At 49.4% G+C, this 19,601-nt stretch carries 16 protein-coding genes and 1 tRNA gene; 6 read left to right on the forward strand and 11 right to left on the reverse strand.

What is annotated here, in order from left to right; translation table 11 throughout:
- Position 1: 1 nt before the first annotated feature.
- The 3 genes from citC to C0560_RS17250 are packed head-to-tail and all read right to left on the reverse strand — an operon-like array spanning position 2 to position 3,292.
- Positions 2-1,036: a [citrate (pro-3S)-lyase] ligase gene (gene citC, locus C0560_RS17240; protein ID WP_102104725.1), complete on the reverse strand. Its 1,035-nt coding sequence runs from the start codon at positions 1,034-1,036 to the stop codon at positions 2-4.
- Between the two features lie 13 nt (positions 1,037-1,049).
- Positions 1,050-1,913, reverse strand: a complete 864-nt coding sequence (locus tag C0560_RS17245; protein WP_123428538.1) for a fumarylacetoacetate hydrolase family protein — start codon at positions 1,911-1,913, stop codon at positions 1,050-1,052.
- A 17-nt stretch (positions 1,914-1,930) separates the two neighbouring features.
- A complete protein-coding gene (locus C0560_RS17250; RefSeq protein ID WP_100778981.1) occupies positions 1,931-3,292 on the reverse strand; it encodes a 2-hydroxycarboxylate transporter family protein in 1,362 nt (453 codons plus the stop codon).
- A 345-nt stretch (positions 3,293-3,637) separates the two neighbouring features.
- Between C0560_RS17250 and C0560_RS17255 the strand changes: the two genes are divergently transcribed.
- Both C0560_RS17255 and C0560_RS17260 read left to right on the forward strand, forming a co-directional pair.
- Positions 3,638-5,275, forward strand: coding sequence for a sensor histidine kinase (locus C0560_RS17255; protein ID WP_102104727.1), 1,638 nt, complete (start codon positions 3,638-3,640; stop codon positions 5,273-5,275).
- Positions 5,265-5,957 carry a response regulator gene (locus tag C0560_RS17260; protein WP_100778979.1) on the forward strand — a complete coding sequence of 231 codons (693 nt, stop codon included), beginning with the start codon at positions 5,265-5,267 and terminating at the stop codon, positions 5,955-5,957. The genes C0560_RS17255 and C0560_RS17260 overlap by 11 nt, the downstream gene beginning before the upstream one ends.
- A 67-nt stretch (positions 5,958-6,024) precedes the next feature.
- Here the strand turns inward: C0560_RS17260 and C0560_RS17265 are convergent, their stop codons facing one another.
- Positions 6,025-8,160: an ornithine decarboxylase gene (locus C0560_RS17265; RefSeq protein ID WP_248859145.1), complete on the reverse strand. Its 2,136-nt coding sequence runs from the start codon at positions 8,158-8,160 to the stop codon at positions 6,025-6,027.
- Between the two features lie 190 nt (positions 8,161-8,350).
- On the opposite strand from C0560_RS17265, the gene C0560_RS17270 reads away from it, so the two are divergent.
- The 3 genes from C0560_RS17270 (at position 8,351) to C0560_RS17280 (ending at position 10,687) form a co-directional block, all read left to right on the forward strand.
- Positions 8,351-9,064 carry a DUF554 domain-containing protein gene (locus tag C0560_RS17270; protein WP_194512143.1) on the forward strand — a complete coding sequence of 238 codons (714 nt, stop codon included), beginning with the start codon at positions 8,351-8,353 and terminating at the stop codon, positions 9,062-9,064.
- Between the two features lie 95 nt (positions 9,065-9,159).
- Positions 9,160-9,235: transfer RNA gene (locus C0560_RS17275), tRNA-Phe, on the forward strand.
- Between the two features lie 195 nt (positions 9,236-9,430).
- Positions 9,431-10,687 (forward strand): integrase arm-type DNA-binding domain-containing protein, encoded by a 1,257-nt coding sequence (locus C0560_RS17280; protein WP_248859147.1) that lies wholly within the window; start codon positions 9,431-9,433, stop codon positions 10,685-10,687.
- Positions 10,688-10,954: 267 nt separating this feature from the next.
- Here the strand turns inward: C0560_RS17280 and C0560_RS17285 are convergent, their stop codons facing one another.
- From C0560_RS17285 to C0560_RS17315, 6 genes are all read right to left on the reverse strand, one after another.
- Positions 10,955-11,836, reverse strand: a complete 882-nt coding sequence (locus C0560_RS17285) for a plasmid partitioning protein RepB C-terminal domain-containing protein (protein ID WP_248859149.1) — start codon at positions 11,834-11,836, stop codon at positions 10,955-10,957.
- Entirely contained in the window at positions 11,826-12,677 is an 852-nt protein-coding gene (locus C0560_RS17290) for a ParB/RepB/Spo0J family partition protein (RefSeq protein WP_371923384.1), read from the reverse strand. Before C0560_RS17290 ends, C0560_RS17285 begins: the two co-directional genes overlap by 11 nt.
- A 54-nt stretch (positions 12,678-12,731) precedes the next feature.
- On the reverse strand, positions 12,732-14,267 hold the full coding sequence (locus tag C0560_RS17300; RefSeq protein ID WP_248859152.1) for a recombinase family protein: 1,536 nt from the start codon (positions 14,265-14,267) through the stop codon (positions 12,732-12,734).
- 290 nt (positions 14,268-14,557) lie between these two features.
- A complete protein-coding gene (locus C0560_RS17305; RefSeq protein WP_371923385.1) occupies positions 14,558-14,980 on the reverse strand; it encodes a Kiwa anti-phage protein KwaB-like domain-containing protein in 423 nt (140 codons plus the stop codon).
- Positions 14,981-15,161: 181 nt separating this feature from the next.
- A complete protein-coding gene (locus C0560_RS17310) occupies positions 15,162-16,136 on the reverse strand; it encodes a purine NTPase (RefSeq protein ID WP_248859154.1) in 975 nt (324 codons plus the stop codon).
- Positions 16,137-16,820: 684 nt separating this feature from the next.
- A complete protein-coding gene (locus tag C0560_RS17315; RefSeq protein WP_371923386.1) occupies positions 16,821-17,417 on the reverse strand; it encodes a DUF2913 family protein in 597 nt (198 codons plus the stop codon).
- Positions 17,418-17,642: 225 nt separating this feature from the next.
- Here C0560_RS17315 and C0560_RS17320 point away from each other — a divergent pair, with 225 nt between their 5' ends.
- Positions 17,643-18,419, forward strand: a complete 777-nt coding sequence (locus C0560_RS17320; protein ID WP_248859155.1) for a hypothetical protein — start codon at positions 17,643-17,645, stop codon at positions 18,417-18,419.
- Between the two features lie 254 nt (positions 18,420-18,673).
- Here C0560_RS17320 and C0560_RS17325 read toward each other — a convergent pair whose 3' ends face one another.
- Positions 18,674-19,342: an alpha/beta hydrolase family protein gene (locus C0560_RS17325; protein WP_371923355.1), complete on the reverse strand. Its 669-nt coding sequence runs from the start codon at positions 19,340-19,342 to the stop codon at positions 18,674-18,676.
- Between the last annotated feature and the right edge of the window lie 259 nt (positions 19,343-19,601).

Consider the following 19,601-nt stretch of genomic DNA (forward strand, 5'->3'; position numbering starts at 1 on the left):
GTTATGCGACTTCCGCGCGCGCGTGATCTTTCACGTAGTGCGCTTTGAGATGCGCGAAAGTGGATTCCGGGACAATCTCCCGAATACGAGAAAACTGCTGTGTTTTGAGCAAGCGGCGCACTTCTGACGCCGAAATGGCGTTGCCTGTTACCTTGATGCGCGGCATCTCCACTACTTCGATCGCCGGGGCCAGCAGCTGATGCAGCGTCTGGTTGTACTGGCGGGTGATGTCGCAAAACGGCTCCGAGCCGATAAAACGATGGGTGATCCCAAGCGCAGGGGCGATAAAGTCGCGGAAGATCAGCACGTCGATTTCACTCCACGCCTGCTGCACTTTGCCGCTCTCTTTAAGGAAATAGGCCGGGAACGTGGCGCGGGAGATGATGTACTGCGATCCCTCATGCACCGAGACATTCGGCAGATGCGCCACGCCGGCGCGCACCATCTCCAGACGGGCGCAGAACGGGAAGAACGATGCGTCCTCACGCACCACGAAGAGGTGCAGCCAGTCACACTGCTTCGCCGCCTGTTCCACCAGATGACGATGGCCGAGGGTGAACGGATTGGCGTTCATCACAATCGCGCCAATCGTCTCCCCGCATCTGCGGCTGCGCTGCAGCGAGCGGCAGTAGCGCTCGATCCCTTGTGGGGTGTTCTCCAGCAGAACGGCGTTATTACCGCTCTGGGCAATCGGCCAGAAACCGCTGCGGGCGAAGCGCTCTTTATTGCACGGGCGGGTGCAGAGAAAGAGATGAAAGTGACCACGCGCCAGCGCGGCATTTTCTACTTCCGCCAGCAGGCGGGCGCTGAGATTCGCGCCCCTCAGCTTTTCATCCACCGCCACGCACTTGATGACGTTGGCAGCCAGCCCCGCACATCCCACCAGCTGTGAACCGGACCAGGCCTCTATAAACAGCGTAATGTCGTTGTCCAGCCCCAGGCCGCTGTCCGCAAGCAAATAACGGATCTGACTTAAGCGTTCCGGGTGTTGCGCGACGATCGTCTGACGAAAGTCGATAGGGAGTTGCGAGTGCATGCTGCCGCCTTGATCAGTGCGCTGCCGCCAGGGTTTGCGCGGGTGCTTCCATAATCACATTGCTCAGATGACCGATGTTTTCGATCTCCACCTCAATGCGATCGCCCTCTTGCATAAACAGCGGCGGAGTACGTTTTTTGCCGACGCCCCCCGGCGAGCCGGTGATGATCACGTCGCCAGGGCTGAGACGGGTAAAGGTACTGATATACTCGATAAGCTCCGCGACTTTGTGGATCATGCTGCTGGTGTTGTCTTCCTGCACCATGCGGCCATTGAGCCAGGTGCGGATTGCCAACTGGTGCGGGTCCGGGATCTCATCGGCTGTCGCCATCCACGGGCCAAACGCTCCGGTCTGCCGCCAGTTTTTCCCGGCGGTGAACCAGGTGTGCTGCCAGTCGCGGGCGGAACCGTCCATGTAGCAACTGTAACCGCCGACGTGACTAAGGGCCTCTTCGCGAGGGATGTTCTCGCCGCCTTTGCCGATGATCACCGCAAGCTCACCTTCGTAGTCGAATTCGCACGAGTGGCGCGGTTTTAATACCGGTGAGTTATGTCCGGTCTGGGAATCGGCAAAGCGAACGAACAGCGTTGGTGCCGGGTTGTGCTGGTCAAACTCTTTGCGCTTGTCGGCGTAATTCATCCCTACGCAGAGGATTTTTTCCGGTTGCTCAATCACCGGCAAAAAGGTGATGGCGCTCATCGGGATATCTGCAACATCGTTGAGATAGCGCGTGGCATCCGCCAGGCCGTTGCCCTGCAACAGCGCCTTGAGGTCGCTGTAGCGATCGCCCAGACGGCGACCTAAATCCACCACACCTTCGGCCTGCACGATGCCGTAGCTGCGTTTACCCTGATACAGAAAACTTGCGAGTTTCATTGTTCTTTCCTGAAGACTTAGACGAGGAAGTTGCCCAGAACCAGCAGCGAGATAGAGACGTTAATCGCGCCGCCAATTCGGGTAGCAATTTGGGCGAACGGCATCAGGCTCATACGGTTGCCTGCGGTCAGAATCGCCACGTCACCCGTACCGCCCTGCCCGCTCTGACAGCAGGAGACGATGGCGACATCGATAGGGTGCATACCAATCTTTTTACCGACGAAGAACCCGGTGGCCACCAGCGCCGAGACGGTGCTGACAATCACCAGCAGATTGCTCACAGTGAAAGCGTTCACCAGCTCTTGCCATGGGGTAATCGCCACGCCAACGGCAAACAGAATCGGGTAGGTCACAGAGGTCTGGAAGAATTTGTACACCACCTGTGAGCCTTCCAGCAGGCGTGGAGAGGCGCCGTTGCAGAGCTTAACCAGCACCGCCACAAACAGCATGCCAACCGGAGCAGGCAGGCCAATCAGCTTGTGACCGAGCATACCCAGCATATAGAGCAGCACCGCCAGCAGCGCACCGGAGGCAATGGTGGTCACATCCGCTTTGCCGGAGAACGCCGGTTGCGACACACTGGCGTCTGCATTGGCGCGGTTTGGCATCAGCTGGCCTTCACCCGTGAGGTGCGGATAGCGTTTGCCGAGCTGGTTCAGGCAGCCGGAGATGATGATGGCGGTTAAACCGCCGAGCATGACCATCGGCAGCACACGGCCAAGGGCGACGCCCTGATCCATGTGCAGCAGCGTGGCGTAACCGATGGAGAGCGGGATCGCCCCTTCACCGACGCCGCCCGCCATGATCGGCAGAATGATAAAGAAGAAGATCTGGAACGGCTCAAGGCCGAGCGCCATGCCGACGCCCATCCCGACGATCATGCCGACAATTTCACCGCACAGCATCGGGAAGAAAATGCGCAGGAAGCCCTGAATCAGCACCGTGCGGTTCATACTCATGATGCTGCCGACAATGATGCAGCAGATGTAGAGATAGAGAATGTTGGTGGATTTGTAGAACTTGGTCGTGGACTCGACCACCACATCCGGCAGCAGACCGTAGTACACCATCGCTGACGGAATAAAGGTGGCGCAAATCGCCGCCGCACCGAGTTTGCCGACAATCGGCAGACGCTTGCCGAACTCACCGCAGGCAAAACCGAAGAACGCCAGCGTGGCGACCATCACCACGATATCGCTCGGCAGTTTACCGCCCAGACAATCCACGGCGATCAACGCACCGGCTAACACAAACAGCGGCAGGGGAATGATCCCGACTTTCCAGGTATCCATAATGTGCCACCAGCGCTCTTTAAGCGACGGCCGCTGAATTTCAATCGGGTCGTGGGTAACAGAGAAAGAATCGTCAGTAGTGCTCATAATTAAGCCTCTTGGTTATTTGTACGTTCAGCTTAGAGTCACAAAGGCTTACTTTATGTGAGGAAAGGCATATTAAAACCGAAGTTTTTATGGCCTCTATGGTTTTAATGGTTTCTTTTATTTAATGTGATTAACACCTTATTTATTGCCGTGGTTTTTATGGTTTCTTTTCCGGAATGTACAAACAAATAACATTGATTAAATTAGCCTTAAGATAAGCCTGATTTTGACATTTTCTTTTGCTGGTCGCGCTGTGCAAGGGATCACAAGTTTCGGGCAAAGCCCGCATCAGGCTGGGAAAAGATGATATATTGGCAAAACCCATTGATACCTTGCGTGATAGTCATGAAAGTGTCGTTTCAGATAAAGCTATTTATTTCGCTGGTCGTCTTTTTCTCAGTGCTGTTTGCATTACTGGGCGGATATTATTATGTCGACGTCGGCAGACAGCTATATCAGGAAATGAGCACGCGCGCCAAAATACAGGCGGAGGAGATTGCGCTTATTCCTAATCTGCGTAAAGAGGTGGAAGAAAAGGATATCAAAGCCATCCATGATTTTATGCACCAAATAGCCTCCCACAGCGATGCCAGTTTTATTGTCATTGGTGATAATAAAGGGTTGCATCTGTTTCATTCGGTGTTTGAAGACCGCATCGGTAAAACGCTGGTCGGCGGGGATAACGACGCCGTGCTCCACGGGAAAAGCACCACCACCATCCGCAAAGGGGGTTTAGGGATTTCCCTGCGCAGCAAAGCGCCGATTTTCAACGATGCCGGGCAGGTGGTGGGCATTGTCTCCGTGGGGTATCTCACCAGCTACCTCGACACTATTACCGTGAGCAAAGTGGTGAACATCCTCATCGCTGCGGTGCTGCTGCTGATCGCCCTGTTCGTCTTCTCGTGGTTTTTCACCCGCAGTATTAAGAAACAGATTTTCTCTCTTGAGCCGCGCGAGATCGGCCTGCTGGTGCGCCAGCAAAAGGCAATGATGGAGTCGATCTACGAAGGGGTGATCGCCATCGACGATAACTATCGGATCGAAGTGATCAACCAGGCGGCGCGCACGCTTCTCGGTTTGCCGCAACCGGCGCGGGAACTGCGCGGGCAGCTGATTAGCCAGGTGATCGCCCCGGTGGCGTTTTTTACCCCCCAGACCATGCTGGCGAAAGATACTCACGATGAGATCTGCCGCTTTAACGATCTGACGGTGATCGCCAGTCGCGTGCGGATCATGCTGGAGGATTCCCTTCAGGGCTGGGTGATCACCTTCCGCGATCGCAACGAGATCGACTCCCTGAGCGCCCAGTTGAGCCAGGTAAAACGCTACGTCGATAACCTGCGAATCATGCGCCACGAGCAGTTGAACCGCATGACGACGCTCTCCGGGCTGTTGCATATGGGGCGCTACGAAGAGGCGATTGGCTACATTCAGGCGCAATCAGAACATGCTCAGGAGCTGCTGGACTTTATCTCCTCTCGCTTCAGCTCGCCGACCCTGTGCGGCCTGTTGCTGGGGAAAGCGGCGCGGGCGCGTGAGAAAGGCGTCGAGCTAAACTTCGATCCCGCCTGCCGGATGGACAAGCCTTTCGCTCCGCTGCTGGAAGCTGAGCTGATTTCTATCATCGGTAATCTGCTCGACAACGCCATTGAAGCGACCCAGCGCGCCCCGCTCCCCCACGATCCGGTGGAAGTGCTGATTAAACTCAACGATCGGGAGCTGATAATTGAAGTGGCGGATCGCGGGGTCGGCATCCGGCCTGAGATCCGCGAGCGGATCTTTGAGCGCGGTATCACCACCAAAACGCGTGGCGATCACGGTATCGGCCTGTACCTGATCGACAGTTACGTCACCCAGGCTGGCGGCTCCATTGAGGTTGCCGATAACACGCCCCGGGGCGCTATTTTCTCGCTGTTTATTCCCGCCACGGGCACTCCCCCGCGCCCTGTTCAGGAACTGGAAGAGACTGACTATGCAACATGAACATATCGACGTACTGATCGTTGAAGATGAGAACGAGCTGGCACAACTTCACGCAGAGCTGATTAGCAAACATCCGCGCCTCAGACTGGTGGGCATCGCGTCATCCCTCGCCGAGGCGCAGTCCCTGCTTTCCAGCCTGCAACCACAGCTGATTTTACTGGATAACTATTTGCCAGACGGCAAAGGCATCACCTTGATCAGCAACCCTCTCCTGGTGCACGCCAACTGCTCGGTGATTTTCATTACCGCGGCCAGCGATATGGACACCTGTAGCCTGGCGATCCGCAACGGCGCATTCGACTACATTTTGAAACCGGTGTCGTGGAAGCGGCTGAGCCAGTCGCTGGAACGCTTCGTGCAGTTTGCAGAGCAGCAGCGGGTGTGGAAGATTGTCGATCAGCAAAACGTCGATTCGCTGTATCAGCTGCAGGCCAAAAACTACCGCCAGGATAACGGCAGCAAAGGAATCGAAGAGAACACTCTGGCGCGGGTACAGACGCTATTCAACGACAAAGCGACACACTGTTTTTCCGTCGACGAAGTCGTTAACGAGACGGGATTAAGCAAAACCACCACCCGGCGCTATCTGGAACACTGTGTGGAAGCGGGTTTTTTGAGCGTGGAGATGCTTTACGGGAAAATTGGCCATCCGCGGCGGATGTACCGGCGGAGTGCGGAGTGAAAGAAGCCGGGCGGCGCTTGCACCTACCCGGCCTGATATCTTGCCCCTGCGCAGTGAGAGGAAGAATCTACTTCAACACATACCCGTACAAGCGCTTGATCCCGTCGGCATCCTTCTCGCTGTACACGCCCTGGAGTTCTGGCGAGAAGCCCGGCAGCAGATTCACGCCCTCTTCCAGCGCCAGGAAATAGCGCTGCACCGCTCCGCCCCACACTTCCCCCGGAACCACGCACAGCACACCTGGCGGATACGGCAGCGCGCCTTCGGCCGCAATGCGCCCTTCGGCTTCGCTGATGCGCACCAGTTCCACGTCGCCACGAATGTAGGCCTGGTTCGCATCCTGCGGATTCATCACTACCGCAGGCAGGCTCGCTTTGCGGAACATCGCTTTTTGCAGATCTTTAACGTTGAAGCTGACGTACAGATCGTGCATCTCCTGACAGAGGTCGCGAATCGAATAGTCACGATAGCGGACCGGATACTTGTTGAAGATGGTCGGCAAGACTTCGGCAAGCGGCGTGTCGTCTTCGATATGCTGCTCAAACTGCCCCAGCATCGCCACCAGCTGCGCCATCTTCTCCGCACTTTCAGCGGGGGTCAGCAGGAACAAAATCGAGTTCAGATCGCACTTCTCCGGCACGATGCCGTTTTCACGCAGGTAGTGAGCGAGGATCGTGGCTGGGATGCCGAAATCCGTGTAATCACCGGTTTGTGCGTCGATGCCCGGCGTGGTCAGCAGCAGTTTGCAAGGATCGACAAAATACTGCTCGTCAGCATAGCCTTCAAAACCGTGCCACTTCGCGCCCGGTTCAAAGCTGAAGAATCGACGCTCGCTGGCAATGGCGTGCGTCGGATGATCCTGCCACGGACGCCCCGCCACCTCCGGTGGAATAAAGGGTTTGATCATCTTGCAGTTGGCAATAATCGCCTTGCGCGCGTCGATGCCAAGCTCAACGCACTCCGCCCACAGCCTGCGCCCGCTCTCCCCTTCATGGATTTTGGCGTTGATATCCAGCGCGGCAAACAGCGGATAAAACGGGCTGGTAGAGGCGTGCAGCATAAACGCATTGTTCAGGCGCTTGTGCGGACAGAATCGCGCCTGACCACGGATATGATTATCCTTTTTATGGATCTGCGACGTTTGCGAGAACCCGGCCTGCTGCTTGTGCACCGATTGGGTCACAAATATTCCAGGATCGTTCTCGTTCAGTTCCAGTAACAGCGGCGAGCTGTCGGCCATCATCGGGATAAACTGCTCGTAACCGACCCAGGCGGAGTCAAACAGAATGTAGTCGCACAGGTGGCCGATCTTGTCGATCACCTGACGGGCATTGTAGATCGTGCCATCGTAGGTGCCGAGCTGGATCACCGCCAGTCGGAAAGGACGCGCATCCTGAGCCTTATCGGGCGCCACGTCGCGGATCATTTCACGCAGGTAAGCATCGTCAAAACAGTGCTCGTCGATGCCGCCGATAAAGCCAAACGGATTACGCGCAGCTTCCAGATACACTGGTGTGGCCCCCGCCTGAATCAGCGCCCCATGGTGGTTAGATTTGTGGTTGTTGCGGTCGAACAGCACCAGATCGCCGCGCGTCAGCAGCGCATTGGTGACCACTTTGTTGGCGGCAGACGTTCCGTTAAGCACAAAATAGGTTTTATCCGCGTTAAAGACTTTTGCCGCGAACTTTTGCGCATCTTTGGCAGAACCTTCATGAATAAGCAGATCCCCGAGTTTGACATCTGCATTGCACATATCCGCACGAAAAACGTTCTCACCAAAAAAGTCGAAGAACTGACGTCCTGCCGGGTGCTTCCTGAAAAAGGCACCATGCTGATGACCCGGGCAGGCGAAGGTGCTGTTGTTCATCGCCACATACTGACTCAGGGTATCAAAAAAGGGTGGCAGTAAGTTCTCTTCATAGCCACAGGCTGCTGCTTCCAGTTCCAGAAACTCCTGCGCTTTACCGCTAATCACACCGGTAACACCGTCTGTCGCGACTTCTGGCTCTTGCGAGAAGATGAATACCGGAATCTGGAATCCCGTACGTTTCAGTAACGCAAGAATACCGCTGCGGCTCTCGGCCAACGTCATGACGACTGCCGCCACGTCCGTAAAATCGGTGTTATCCAGCGTCACCTTTTCCCGGTGAGTGGACAGCGCGGACACCAGCTCATGGCTGACGGCAATTTTTAGTGATTTCATAGGCGTAAATACCCGTTTCAAGGGGAGAAGAAATCCAGACAGGAGGGGAAAATTCGCGCAATAATGTCACCTTTCATTTTGAGGTGCAAGAAACAAACTTTATGCACTTCTCTGTGGGAAAGCAGGCAGCTTATGGCCTCCATCATGTAATAATAATGCAAGATCAATGATTAAATAGCGGGAGTGTATTTTGGTTATTGGACCCTTTATCAATGCCGGAGCCGTACTGCTGGGTGGCGTACTGGGCGCGGTATTAAGCCAGAGATTACCTGAACGTATTCGCACTTCGATGCCCTCCATCTTTGGACTGGCATCCCTTGGTATCGGTATTTTGCTGGTTATCAAGTGCGCCAATTTACCTGTGATGGTGCTGGCGACGCTGCTCGGCGCGCTGATTGGTGAGTTTTGCTATCTGGAGAAAGGGATTAATGGTGCCGTGAGTAAAGCCAAAAACCTCATCTCCCGCCCGGGGAAAACGGCGAGCGGTTCCCATGAGACGTTTATTCAGAACTATGTGGCGATCATTATTCTGTTCTGCGCCAGCGGCACGGGGATTTTCGGCTCGATGCAGGAAGGGATGACCGGTGATCCCAGCATTCTGATCGCCAAGGCTTTTCTCGACTTCTTTACCGCCACCATCTTCGCTACTACGCTCGGGATTGCCGTCGCCGCGATCTGTGTGCCGATGCTGATGATTCAGCTGGCGCTCGCCACCTGTGCCGCGCTGATTCTCCCGTTAACGACACCAGCGATGATGGCCGACTTCACCGCCGTGGGCGGCCTGCTGCTGCTGGCTACGGGGCTTCGCATCTGTGGCATTAAGATGTTTGCGGTGGTGAATATGCTCCCCGCGCTGGTGCTCGCCATGCCGCTCTCCGCGCTGTGGACCCACTTTTTTGCCTAAGTTGCCAGCAAACTGGTGAGAGAGTGTGCAGTCCGTTGCGAAATCGATAAATTTCGTTGACGGAAGGGCCCCAATCGGGTTTAATGCGCCCCGTTGCCCGGATAGCTCAGTCGGTAGAGCAGGGGATTGAAAATCCCCGTGTCCTTGGTTCGATTCCGAGTCCGGGCACCAAATTCATATCAACGGACCTCCACGGAGGTCCGTTTTTGCATTCTAAACCCGCCAAAATCAACACTTCTACAATCCCTTAATTCCACCTAACTCAATCAACTTCAACCCGCATCAAGTCCCTTGCGAGGGTACAACTGAGGGTATAGTCTGATTCGATAAAATTTATACCCCTTTTACTATCAGGAGATACCGCCAATGGCGCTCACTGACGCTAAAATCCGTGCAGCTAAACCGGATGAAAAACCTTATAAACTTGCCGACAGCGGCAACATGTTTTTGCTCGTTCACCCCAATGGCTCGCGCTACTGGCGGCTCCGCTACCGGTTTCTGGGCAAAGAGAAAACGCTCGCTCTGGGTGTCTATCCTGAAGTCTCGTTATCAGAAGCAAGGGAAAAACGCGATGCGGCAAGGAAGCTGATAGCTGAGGGAACTGACCCGTGCGTACAGAAACGGATCAAAAAGTCGGTACCTGAAACAGCTCAGACATTCGAAGGCATCGCAAGACAGTGGCATAAGAGCAACAAAAAATGGTCAGCTTCACATAGTGAGAAAATACTGAAAAGCCTCGAAACTCACGTGTTTTCCTTTATTGGCTCACGTGACATTACCACGCTCAGGACTCCCGATTTACTTGTTCCAGTAAAGGCTGCCGAAGCCAAAGAGATCTATGAGATTGCAGCGCGCCTTCAGCAGCGTATTACTGCAATCATGCGCTATGCTGCCCAGTCAGGCATTATCGTCTATAACCCTGCCGTGGATATGGCTAGCGCGTTAACCACGGTGAAACGCCAGCACCGCCCTGCCCTCGCCTTAAATCGCATTTCAGAGCTTCTTGAACGACTGGATGCATACAGAGGACAACCTCTCACCCGCCTTGCAACTAAACTCACCCTGCTTATCTTCATCCGTTCCAGTGAACTACGCTTTGCCAGGTGGTCTGAGATCGACTTCAAGAAAGCCATGTGGACTATTCCTCCTGAGCGGAAACCTATTGAAGGGGTCAAGTATTCCCATCGTGGCTCAAAAATGCGAACAGAGCATCTTGTGCCACTCTCTACTCAGGCGCTGAATATACTGCAGCAGATCCACACTATCAGCGGAGAACATGAACTGATTTTCACCGGCGATCACAATCCATGGAAACCCATGAGTGAGAACACGGTGAATAACGCACTGCGGCTGATGGGCTACGATACAAAGGTCGATGTCTGTGGTCACGGCTTCCGGGCAATGGCCTGTAGTTCGTTGATTGAATCAGGATTATGGTCCAGGGACGCAGTGGAACGCCAGATGAGCCATCAGGAGCGAAATGGCGTACGTGCAGCCTATATTCATAAAGCGGAATTTCTGGATGAGCGCAGGCTGATGCTGCAATGGTGGGCTGATTTTTTAGATGCAAATCGAGAGAGGAGAATTAGTCCGTTTGACTATGCGAAACGTCAGTCAGGATAGCTATTTCTGACAAAATTTATCAAGGAAAAGGAATTCATACTGCATGGGGGCCAAGACGATAAGTTTTGTTGCCACGAAAAAAGTGTTCGCCTTAGATTACGAAACGTTACATGGCTGAATGGGCAAAAGTCATTAGGGCAGAAACCGGCAGATCAGTGTGCATCATAACAAGAGAGAACGCCAAGGTTAAACCTGGCGCTCTCTATAATTTAAATTGTTTTAAAAATTTCTTAACCATAAAATTCGAAATATTTTGTAAAAGTCAGATTATTTTTCTATAATTTTATTAAGATTTTGAATTCCGGTAATCTGTTTAAATACCGAAAGGTAATCAGGATGATTATCATATAACCAATGAAGGATATCACTTATATTTAAAATCCTTTCAAGATGACCTTTGATAATCACCAACTTAAGTGTATTTTCTGAGTACTCATCATCCAATTTTGATGTTTCAACCTGCACTGAGACAAGCTCTTTCTCTAATCGTTCAAGTTGTCGCCGAATATCATTCGACTCTTCTTGAGCATGACAAGCATCAACAAAATGTTCCGGTGGGATTGCATGTAACATGGACTCTACAAATTTTTTTGTGAAATTATTAATACTCAACAGGGTATCAACCACTTCAATTTGTTTATAAGGTTTTAATTTTTTCAAAAGACTAAATAAGGCCTGAGGTACACTCCTTTCAGCCAGTAACGCCAGTACCTCAGGAGCAATACCATCTGACAATCTTAACTTACTTTGCACTGTCTGTATTGATACACCCAATGCAGTACAAAGTTTTTCCACAGACACTCCAGCCTCAACAGCTCTGAGCAGCATTTTTTGTTCCTGAACAATTGTTATACGGTTAACTCGCTTATTATACGTATAAGAATCCTCAACAGAGGAGATGAGGCAATGCACTTTTTCAATTCCCAGTTCTTTCAATATCTCAACCCTTAGATGACCATCAAGAATACGTTTTGTTCCATCATTATCGATAAAAACAATGACAGGTTCAATCAAGCCGATTTCACTCACAGTAACAGCTATCTGTTTAAACTTCATGCTACTACGAACATTTACGGGCAAGGGTCTTGAATAAATAAGTTCGTGCACATCGAATTCATAAAAATAATTATCAAAACATTTAGAAATCATGAGTTTTATCCTTATGTTTTTCCATTAACTCTCCGAGTATTGTCGGAATATCAGTAATGTTATTCTTTTTCAAAAGGGAAACAAAATCAGGATTTGCTAGAAGCTTACTATATATATGTCCCACAGCTGTTATTTTATCTTTTGCGGTCTGTGATTTCATTACAACAGCACGATGCTCGAAAACATGTTTTTCATATAAGTCAGCTAACTCTTGTGGTGTCAATTTCTTGGCTCGCTTGCCAGGAGCATAAGCCGAACTCATACTACCTTTATTTCCATGCCTTCGGCTTTCAAGTATTTTTTTAATTTTATTAATCTGACTTCCTTTTATATGCCCTTCTTCTAATGCTCTGGTCAAAAGAGCTTGTTCATCTTTATCTGCCGCTCTTGATATGTCTACAGCAAGGTACAATGGGATATGCCCAGACTCAGCAGCAATAAGTAAACTTTTCTCTCCCTGAGAAAGTAAAGCCAACACACTACTGATCCATGAAGCTGTATATCCCAACTTTGACCCTATATCTTTTTCTGACAAACCAGAGTTTTTCATTCTTTGAATTTCGGCGAAGAACTCAGCATTTCTGGGATTTCTTCTGGCTATATTCTCAGCAAGGCTCATCAGGTGAGCTGTTTCCTCATCAACATGCTTTATTAATGCAGGTATTGTTTTCTCGCCATGGCCAATAAAAGCTTCCAGTCGACCTTGTCCACATATAAGTGCATACTTATATCCATTAATGTTGTAAGGCCTAATGGTTATAGGTCTCTTTAGCCCCTGATTTATAATATTTCCTTTAATTCCCTCATAAACAAAACGATTCCTTTTCCTTTCATTTGCAATAAAAACATCTCAAACATTAACCATTTGTACAACTTCGCTATCGGATCTACTCATTTAAACCTCCAGTGGAGTTCTCTTTAACATCATCTCCAGGAATTCAAGATTATCAAAACGGTAAAGTTCAGGGATAAATCCATTTTCCTCATTTAAAGTGATTGAATCGGACAATATATCCATTGCAGGTATGAGGTAATAATCAACAATGGTCTTATTTGTACTATCAAGTCTTGGATATAACATCATGTCGCAAAAACTGACATCTTTAAATGAAATACGCCATCGAAGCTTTCCGCTGGACAATCGCTGACATCGGACAGCATTAATGGAAAGTACGAACTCTTCATTAACACAAAAGCGATTAACCATCCCGCTATCAGTTACCCATCCACCAAGTCTGTAGATAGTCTGGATAATCTGTTCACTAAATGCAGTGTTTATTCCGGAAATATTTTTTTTAGTTTCAAACCACGAGTAGTCTACTCTAGGATTATAGCCAATGAGTTTATACGCCCTGATCAGTCCACCAAAGCGGGAGCGAAAGATACTGCTGGATGGGAAAAGCTCTTCTTCATCAATAATCATTCCGGATAAGCGACCTTTTCTGACAAGCAATCTCTTTAATTGTTCGAGAAGTTCTTCATCAGATAATTTTATCGAGCGCTTGTTGATTATTCTCTGCGCAGCATAAAATTTTTCACGTGAGACAACCGATTTCCAGGCATCATCGCAACGTACCCACTCACTTTCTGGGTTCTTAACATGTTTTCCCTTCAGACGAAATGAGGTTCTGTTATAAACACTATTTCCTATATATCTCTCGCTAGTCAAAATGTGATGTATTTTCCCACGAGTCCACCTGGATCCGTCTTCAGCTGCAACATTGAGTCGGTTAAGCTCTGATGCAATGACAATTTCAGGTTTGTTCTCATCTATAAGCATATCGAAAATTCTGTTGACAACATTAACTTCCTCTATAGGTCCAGGAATGAGAATGACTCGCTCAGTCTGAAGGCTTTTACGTTGTCCTGCCCGTAAAATATCTTTTGCTTTTCCTCTCTCGTCCACAAGCAGTCTTCGCATTCCGTACCCAGCTTTTCCTCCCTGATGATAACCATGACGGATAAGGTTCGCCTGACCGATGAAAACTTTGTCAGACAGGTTCTTACTATAATGAGCAGCTCCATAGCGGGAATATGAAAGCCCTAGCATAAATAATTCTGGCTGTGACTCAGAAAATGGCTCGGCACAATAAATAATACGCACACCTTTCTGTCTCAACATATATGAATGGTAGGCTGGCTCTTCGATATCCTGGCATCGTCCAAAACGGCTAACATCATAGACGAGGATTACAGACACTGTGATTCTCGCATCATAAATATCATTCAGCAAAGAACATAGCCCAGGCCTGTCAGCGATTTTTAAACCACTTTTTCCTGCATCATCATAAGTGTAACGAATGGATATTCCCCGCTTCTCTGCATATTTACTTATGTATTCACGCTGATTGTCAATTGAATACTGTTGATGCTCTGTCGACATTCTCAGGTATTGTGCTGCAATAACATCTTCTGATTGGAGTTCAATCATGGTCTTTATACCTACTTAAAAAGGCACTCTATTTTAATATATTTTAACCAACTTACGGAACCATCTTTTATCACACCCTACTAATGAAGTTATTAACAATATGGCTATACCCCCCCTAATTTCATACTCATCAAGTAATAAACAAGTAATAAACAAGTAATAAACAAGTAATAAACAAGTAATTAAGTAGCAAAAAATAAGAATAGGTGAAAGAAAACCTTATGAAGTATTTTTACATTATTATACAAGGTGTACTATACTGTAATATCACGAAAACTTTGATGCATTAGTCACATCATAGATTGTGCTGAAAAGTGTGATTGGAAGCGATGAACCAACAAAGCTTGAAATACATCTGCGCAGCAATCATAAATGACAATAATTTTACCTTGAGCATCAAATTGCAAATTTAATCTAAATTGTAACGCATTAGCCATTAAATTAGCCATATATTCCAGCACCTTGTAATATCCCTTTTGTTTAATAGAAGACGTTCTTCTCAGTTGCATCACATTATAAACAACATATCGTTTCAACGGCTCTGCATCGGTAAGCAGCTGACAGAATTCCGGGTCATCTATCAATAAATTAAAATTATCAATATCCGCTATCTTGTAACTCAAAACTCTTTCAAACACCTTTTTGTTCATTATGTAAATGTTACGATCAAGAATAAAAACCCTTTTCGATAATATGTTGTGGGAATCTATCAGTTTTCAATTTTTTTATTTTTGAAAACAACTGTTTTCATTCTTGGATATTTTCCATTATAAAGTTGATATTACATTACCCCCAGTAAAAGCCCCCCAGACAAATTCTGTCCTCACGACGAGGCCTGTTCGAAGGCCTCTGTAGAGGTGCCACCCAGCTCTACCAGGTGGCCATGAGCCGCGTTTACGAAGCTTCTTTCGCCAAAAGCTGCATGTTGAGCGAACTTGTTGCCAAACCTGCTCTGTCGAACCGGTAGCGCATATAAGCTGAGATATCGTCCTCGTGGGAGGAGACAATCAACTGGCAATGCCTGAGCTCACAACGGAGTAGATCGGTCAAGGATGCAATGTTGACTTCATCCAAGGATTGCGACGGGTCATCAATCAGGATTAGAGGCACCTGAGAATAGACTTTGTTGAGCGAGAGGAAGAAGGCAAGACTGAGAGCGGACACTTGACCAGAACTCATGGACATCACTGCGTCGTGTTCAGACTTCTCGGCAGTTAGAAACCTTAATTGCCTACCTTCTCGGCTCTCGATAAACAGGCCCAGGCCACGCTGGTAGTTTTGGATCAAACGGCCGCTGTAGATGTGGAATATGAACTCAATAGCCGAAATTGTCTGGTCGGTATAACTTTGCTCTGTCTTCTTAAGTGTACTGCGGAGCTTTTCGACTTTATCTTGTGCTTTTTGAGTTGCCAGGTTTTCTTTTTCGATAACTTTAAGATCGGTAATACAGGTTTGGAGCCTGGAATGTTGGGCCTCATTAGCTTTAAACGATATATACTTCTCTTTATCCTTCAGGTCTTCTGCCGAGACTATATAGAAGTCCTGTAGGTCTTTGAAAGCGTGGTTTATGATTTCTCGCCAGTCCTCCGGCAGCGCTAAGGCATCAGCTTCAACCTGTTTTTTATTTCTTAGAATCTCCTTAAGTTTTTCAAATCGCTCATCTACTACGCCATCAATTTCCGTGAATGCGTAAGTAAATTGAATATTTTCGCTTTGCAGCTTCTCCAGTAGCTGAATAATTGCCGGGAGCCGAGGCTTAATTCTGCTCAGCGCTATATGAAGATTTGGTTCAAAGGTAGGCGTAAGAAGTTTCAGGTGGTCTTGTATATGGGTGTTAATGAGTTTCAGCTCAGCGTCAATGTTAGACATGGCTGTCCCTGTTCTATGGAGTAATAGAAACGGTCAATGCCAGTGAGAAATAAATAAGAAAAAATTACCCTGCCAGAACAACTTTCCGGTTCGCGTCATCCGACGTAAATAAAAATTCCGGAACTAACTAAAAAGCGGGCGCATTCCATCCACCAGCATGCCGACACTGTATTTTTGAGCATTTGTCTGAAATGAAAAATTTCGGATAAGACCCAATAGCCGGAGTGTAGGAACGTTCCCTGCCTGAACGGAAATGAAAAAATGTAACAATGCTTTACATTTTCATTTTTTAGCAATCACAGATCATCTTTCTGATTTATAAGAATTTTCTTGCATAACCCCTTCAAGCCTTATGGGATAAGGGTGTGCAGCAAATGATCAATTTAGCTTAGGGGGAGGTTTTGTACAAAATACAACCAAACACGTGAAATATCTGATTTTGTACTTTTATCAAAAATGAGAAGCAGGACGTGACTGAGCATGTGAAAAATTGACGTCATTTTCAGGTTTTCATCATTTCTTATTTTTCATTTAAACGAGGCGTATTTGTTTTCGTCAGAATAAAGGAAATGTCACGACGACCCTTTACACATGCCTCAATACCGGAAGTAAGCACGGCCTGAACACCTGCAGTTCAGGAAATGGACAGTGATCAGACTGACTAATGCGTTGAGAATATTTGTTCTATTGCTCAGGTTGTAATGCGATCCGGTTCAACGCCATCATGACAGACGGGAGGGCACGGGCCTGAAAAACCTCTGTGCATGCTGACAGGTTGCCAGTCACCAGAAATTCAACCGGTGCAACCAGCTTGCCCTCATCCGAAAATCCACCGGTCAGTGCCGACTTCCTTACCAGCAGTGCATCCGTATCGCTGTATTCCTGGACCAGAAGCGCCTCATTGTCCCAGTCCCTGTCACTCACCACCGCATTGATCCAGCCCTGCGATTTAAGCTGTTCAATTGCGTACGTCAGACGGTACAAATCTGACTGAACAGACACCGGTCCGCTGCACGAAGACCAGAGAAATTCCAGATGACTGGATAAGCTTGCGGCAGGACCTTTCTGGCGCCCCAGCAGCACCAGACTCTCAATATCGGATGCGATTGCACGCGGAAACCGTTTTTGCTTATATGCCACAGTAAGCCAGCGCAGTAAAAATGCATGCGTGCTGAGTGGCGACAACGCCTGACCATCCTGCTGTGCGGTGCGTAAGGCGACAAGGGCGCACCATGCAAAATGTGCCAGAGCCGTGACGGTTTGTTCCGGGGGGTAAGGTATCGTGAGCTTTTTTCATTCAGAAATTATATCGGCGCAGCAGAGATCGGGGAAGACCGGGATAAGGTGCGTATTTTCAGACCTGAATTAACTGCCATCTTCTTTGCTTACAGACACAACTACCTTCACGGACAAACCACACCCGTTCTGGCTGTCATCACGGGAGATACCATTTCATTCACCCGGGCTTGTAACTGACTGAATGGCTGTGAAAATGAACACCTTCCTGTGCGACTGATAATGAAAGACGCCATACGGGTGACGTTGCTATCAGTACCCGTCCCGGACGGCACCTGCCTGAACCGCCGCTACAATGTCACCGACCAGGTCACAGATGAGCAAGTGACGCGGGACGATAGCAACCACACTTTCAGCACCACCACTTTTCGCTATGACACTCTGTGCCGTCTGGTAGAGGCAAAAAATGACGCGGCGACGGTCACGTATGACTATGACGGCGCAAGCCGTCTCATCGCCGAAACCCTCAACGGCAGACGCATGGAGTATCAGTATGATACTGATCGTGACACGGTATCTCAGCGCATCACTGGCGGACTGACTGAACACTTCACCCGCGGCATGACGGGTGAGCTGAAACAGTGGCAACTTAACGGCCATGCTCCCCTGACATTCACCCATGATCTGCGCGGCCAGAAAACGTCCCGCCAGAGCGACACCGGGTTTTACCAACAGCTCAGCTACACGCAGACCGGCATGCTGACAAAGCAGAAAGCCGGGAATCAGAACACCGGGTCGGATGAGCGTAACAGCAGTCTGGCGCGGGAATGGCTGTACGACAAAGCCTACAACCTGACCATGATTGCCGACTCCCTGCGCGGCACTGCGGTGCACAGCCTGACGGCAAACGACCAGATAAGTCATGCCACCTGGACCGGCAGCCAGAGTGTGCCGATGCGTGAAGAGCGCTTCATCTACGACAAAAATCTCAACATCACCCGCCGCCAGACCTGGATAACAGCCATACTTGCGTTACCACGAATGTGAAAAATACAGCCTTCTGAAATTTTAACGGTATAGGACATATCCATATCAAATCCAACATCACGCAACTCTTTATCTATGAAATGAATCTTAGGCATGTGATTGTCGCCCTGATATAGAAATATCAAATGTATCTGCCGGGCCGCATAGCCGGGCCGCATATGAGCAGGCGCTGAAAACGACATACCTATGTCAACTAGACAGCAAGCATTGCAGCAGTCGCAGGAAAACGTAACGATAACGTTCTCAAATTTTATTTAATTAAATGCTCTATTACAGACTGGCACGCCTTTCGCCAGCCATTGCGGCCAGACGGCTGCCCAGTCGGAGCCATGCGCCATGCCGCTTACCACTGCTGTGTGGGCGCAGGTTCCACCTGTCGCCTGCACAAAACGACGGGCGACCTCGGGGGGAACTGTTTCATCCGTGTCGCCGCTGAGATGCAGCTGTGGAATGTGCTCCAGCTTGCTGGCATGGTCGATGGCGCTCAGTGCGTCAGGCATCGCGCTCACATGATGCAACTCGTTGACATAATTGACATCGAGATTACCCGCCACGGTGCGTAGCACCCGGACATCCCCACGCCGTTCGGCCAGCAGCGCCGCTATATTACCCCCGCCAGAATACCCCGTTAATTCAATCGCCACACCCGGATAACGCGCCGTAAAATGGCTTAGCGCCTCGTCCATCGCCTTCAATACCTTCGGGGAGAAACGATCGGCGGTCCACCAGCGAACACTGCAATACGCAGGCAACGGCGGCCCAATGAACTGACAGGGCCGGCCCAGATAGAGCACGCTGGCGTGAGTATCAGCGGCAGCCAGCTTCAGGCCAACAGGATTGCGCGGAGTCGGATCGTCCGAGGGCCGCGTGCGGCTTTGCCAGGCAAATCCATCCCCTTCGATATAGACATGCAGTGACGTCACCGTGGGTGCAATTCGACTCCAGCTGGCAATCAAAAAGGAATCTGTTTGAACATTTTCTCTGGTAAGACCTGCATCCTGCGCAATCTGGCTTGCCGTCTCCCGGGGTTCGACAGAAACGCAGCTCACGAATAAAAAAGATAAATTAATCAATAAGGCTGCAAAGAATATATTCTGTTTAACCCGCAAAGCCATATCTCACCCTAAGTTAAATTAAAAGCAACACAAAATTTATGGAATTATTTCTCGATGAAATAATTAA

Origin of the sequence: Lelliottia sp. AC1 (genome assembly GCF_023278595.1) — a bacterium.
GTDB lineage: Bacteria > Pseudomonadota > Gammaproteobacteria > Enterobacterales > Enterobacteriaceae > Enterobacter > Enterobacter nimipressuralis.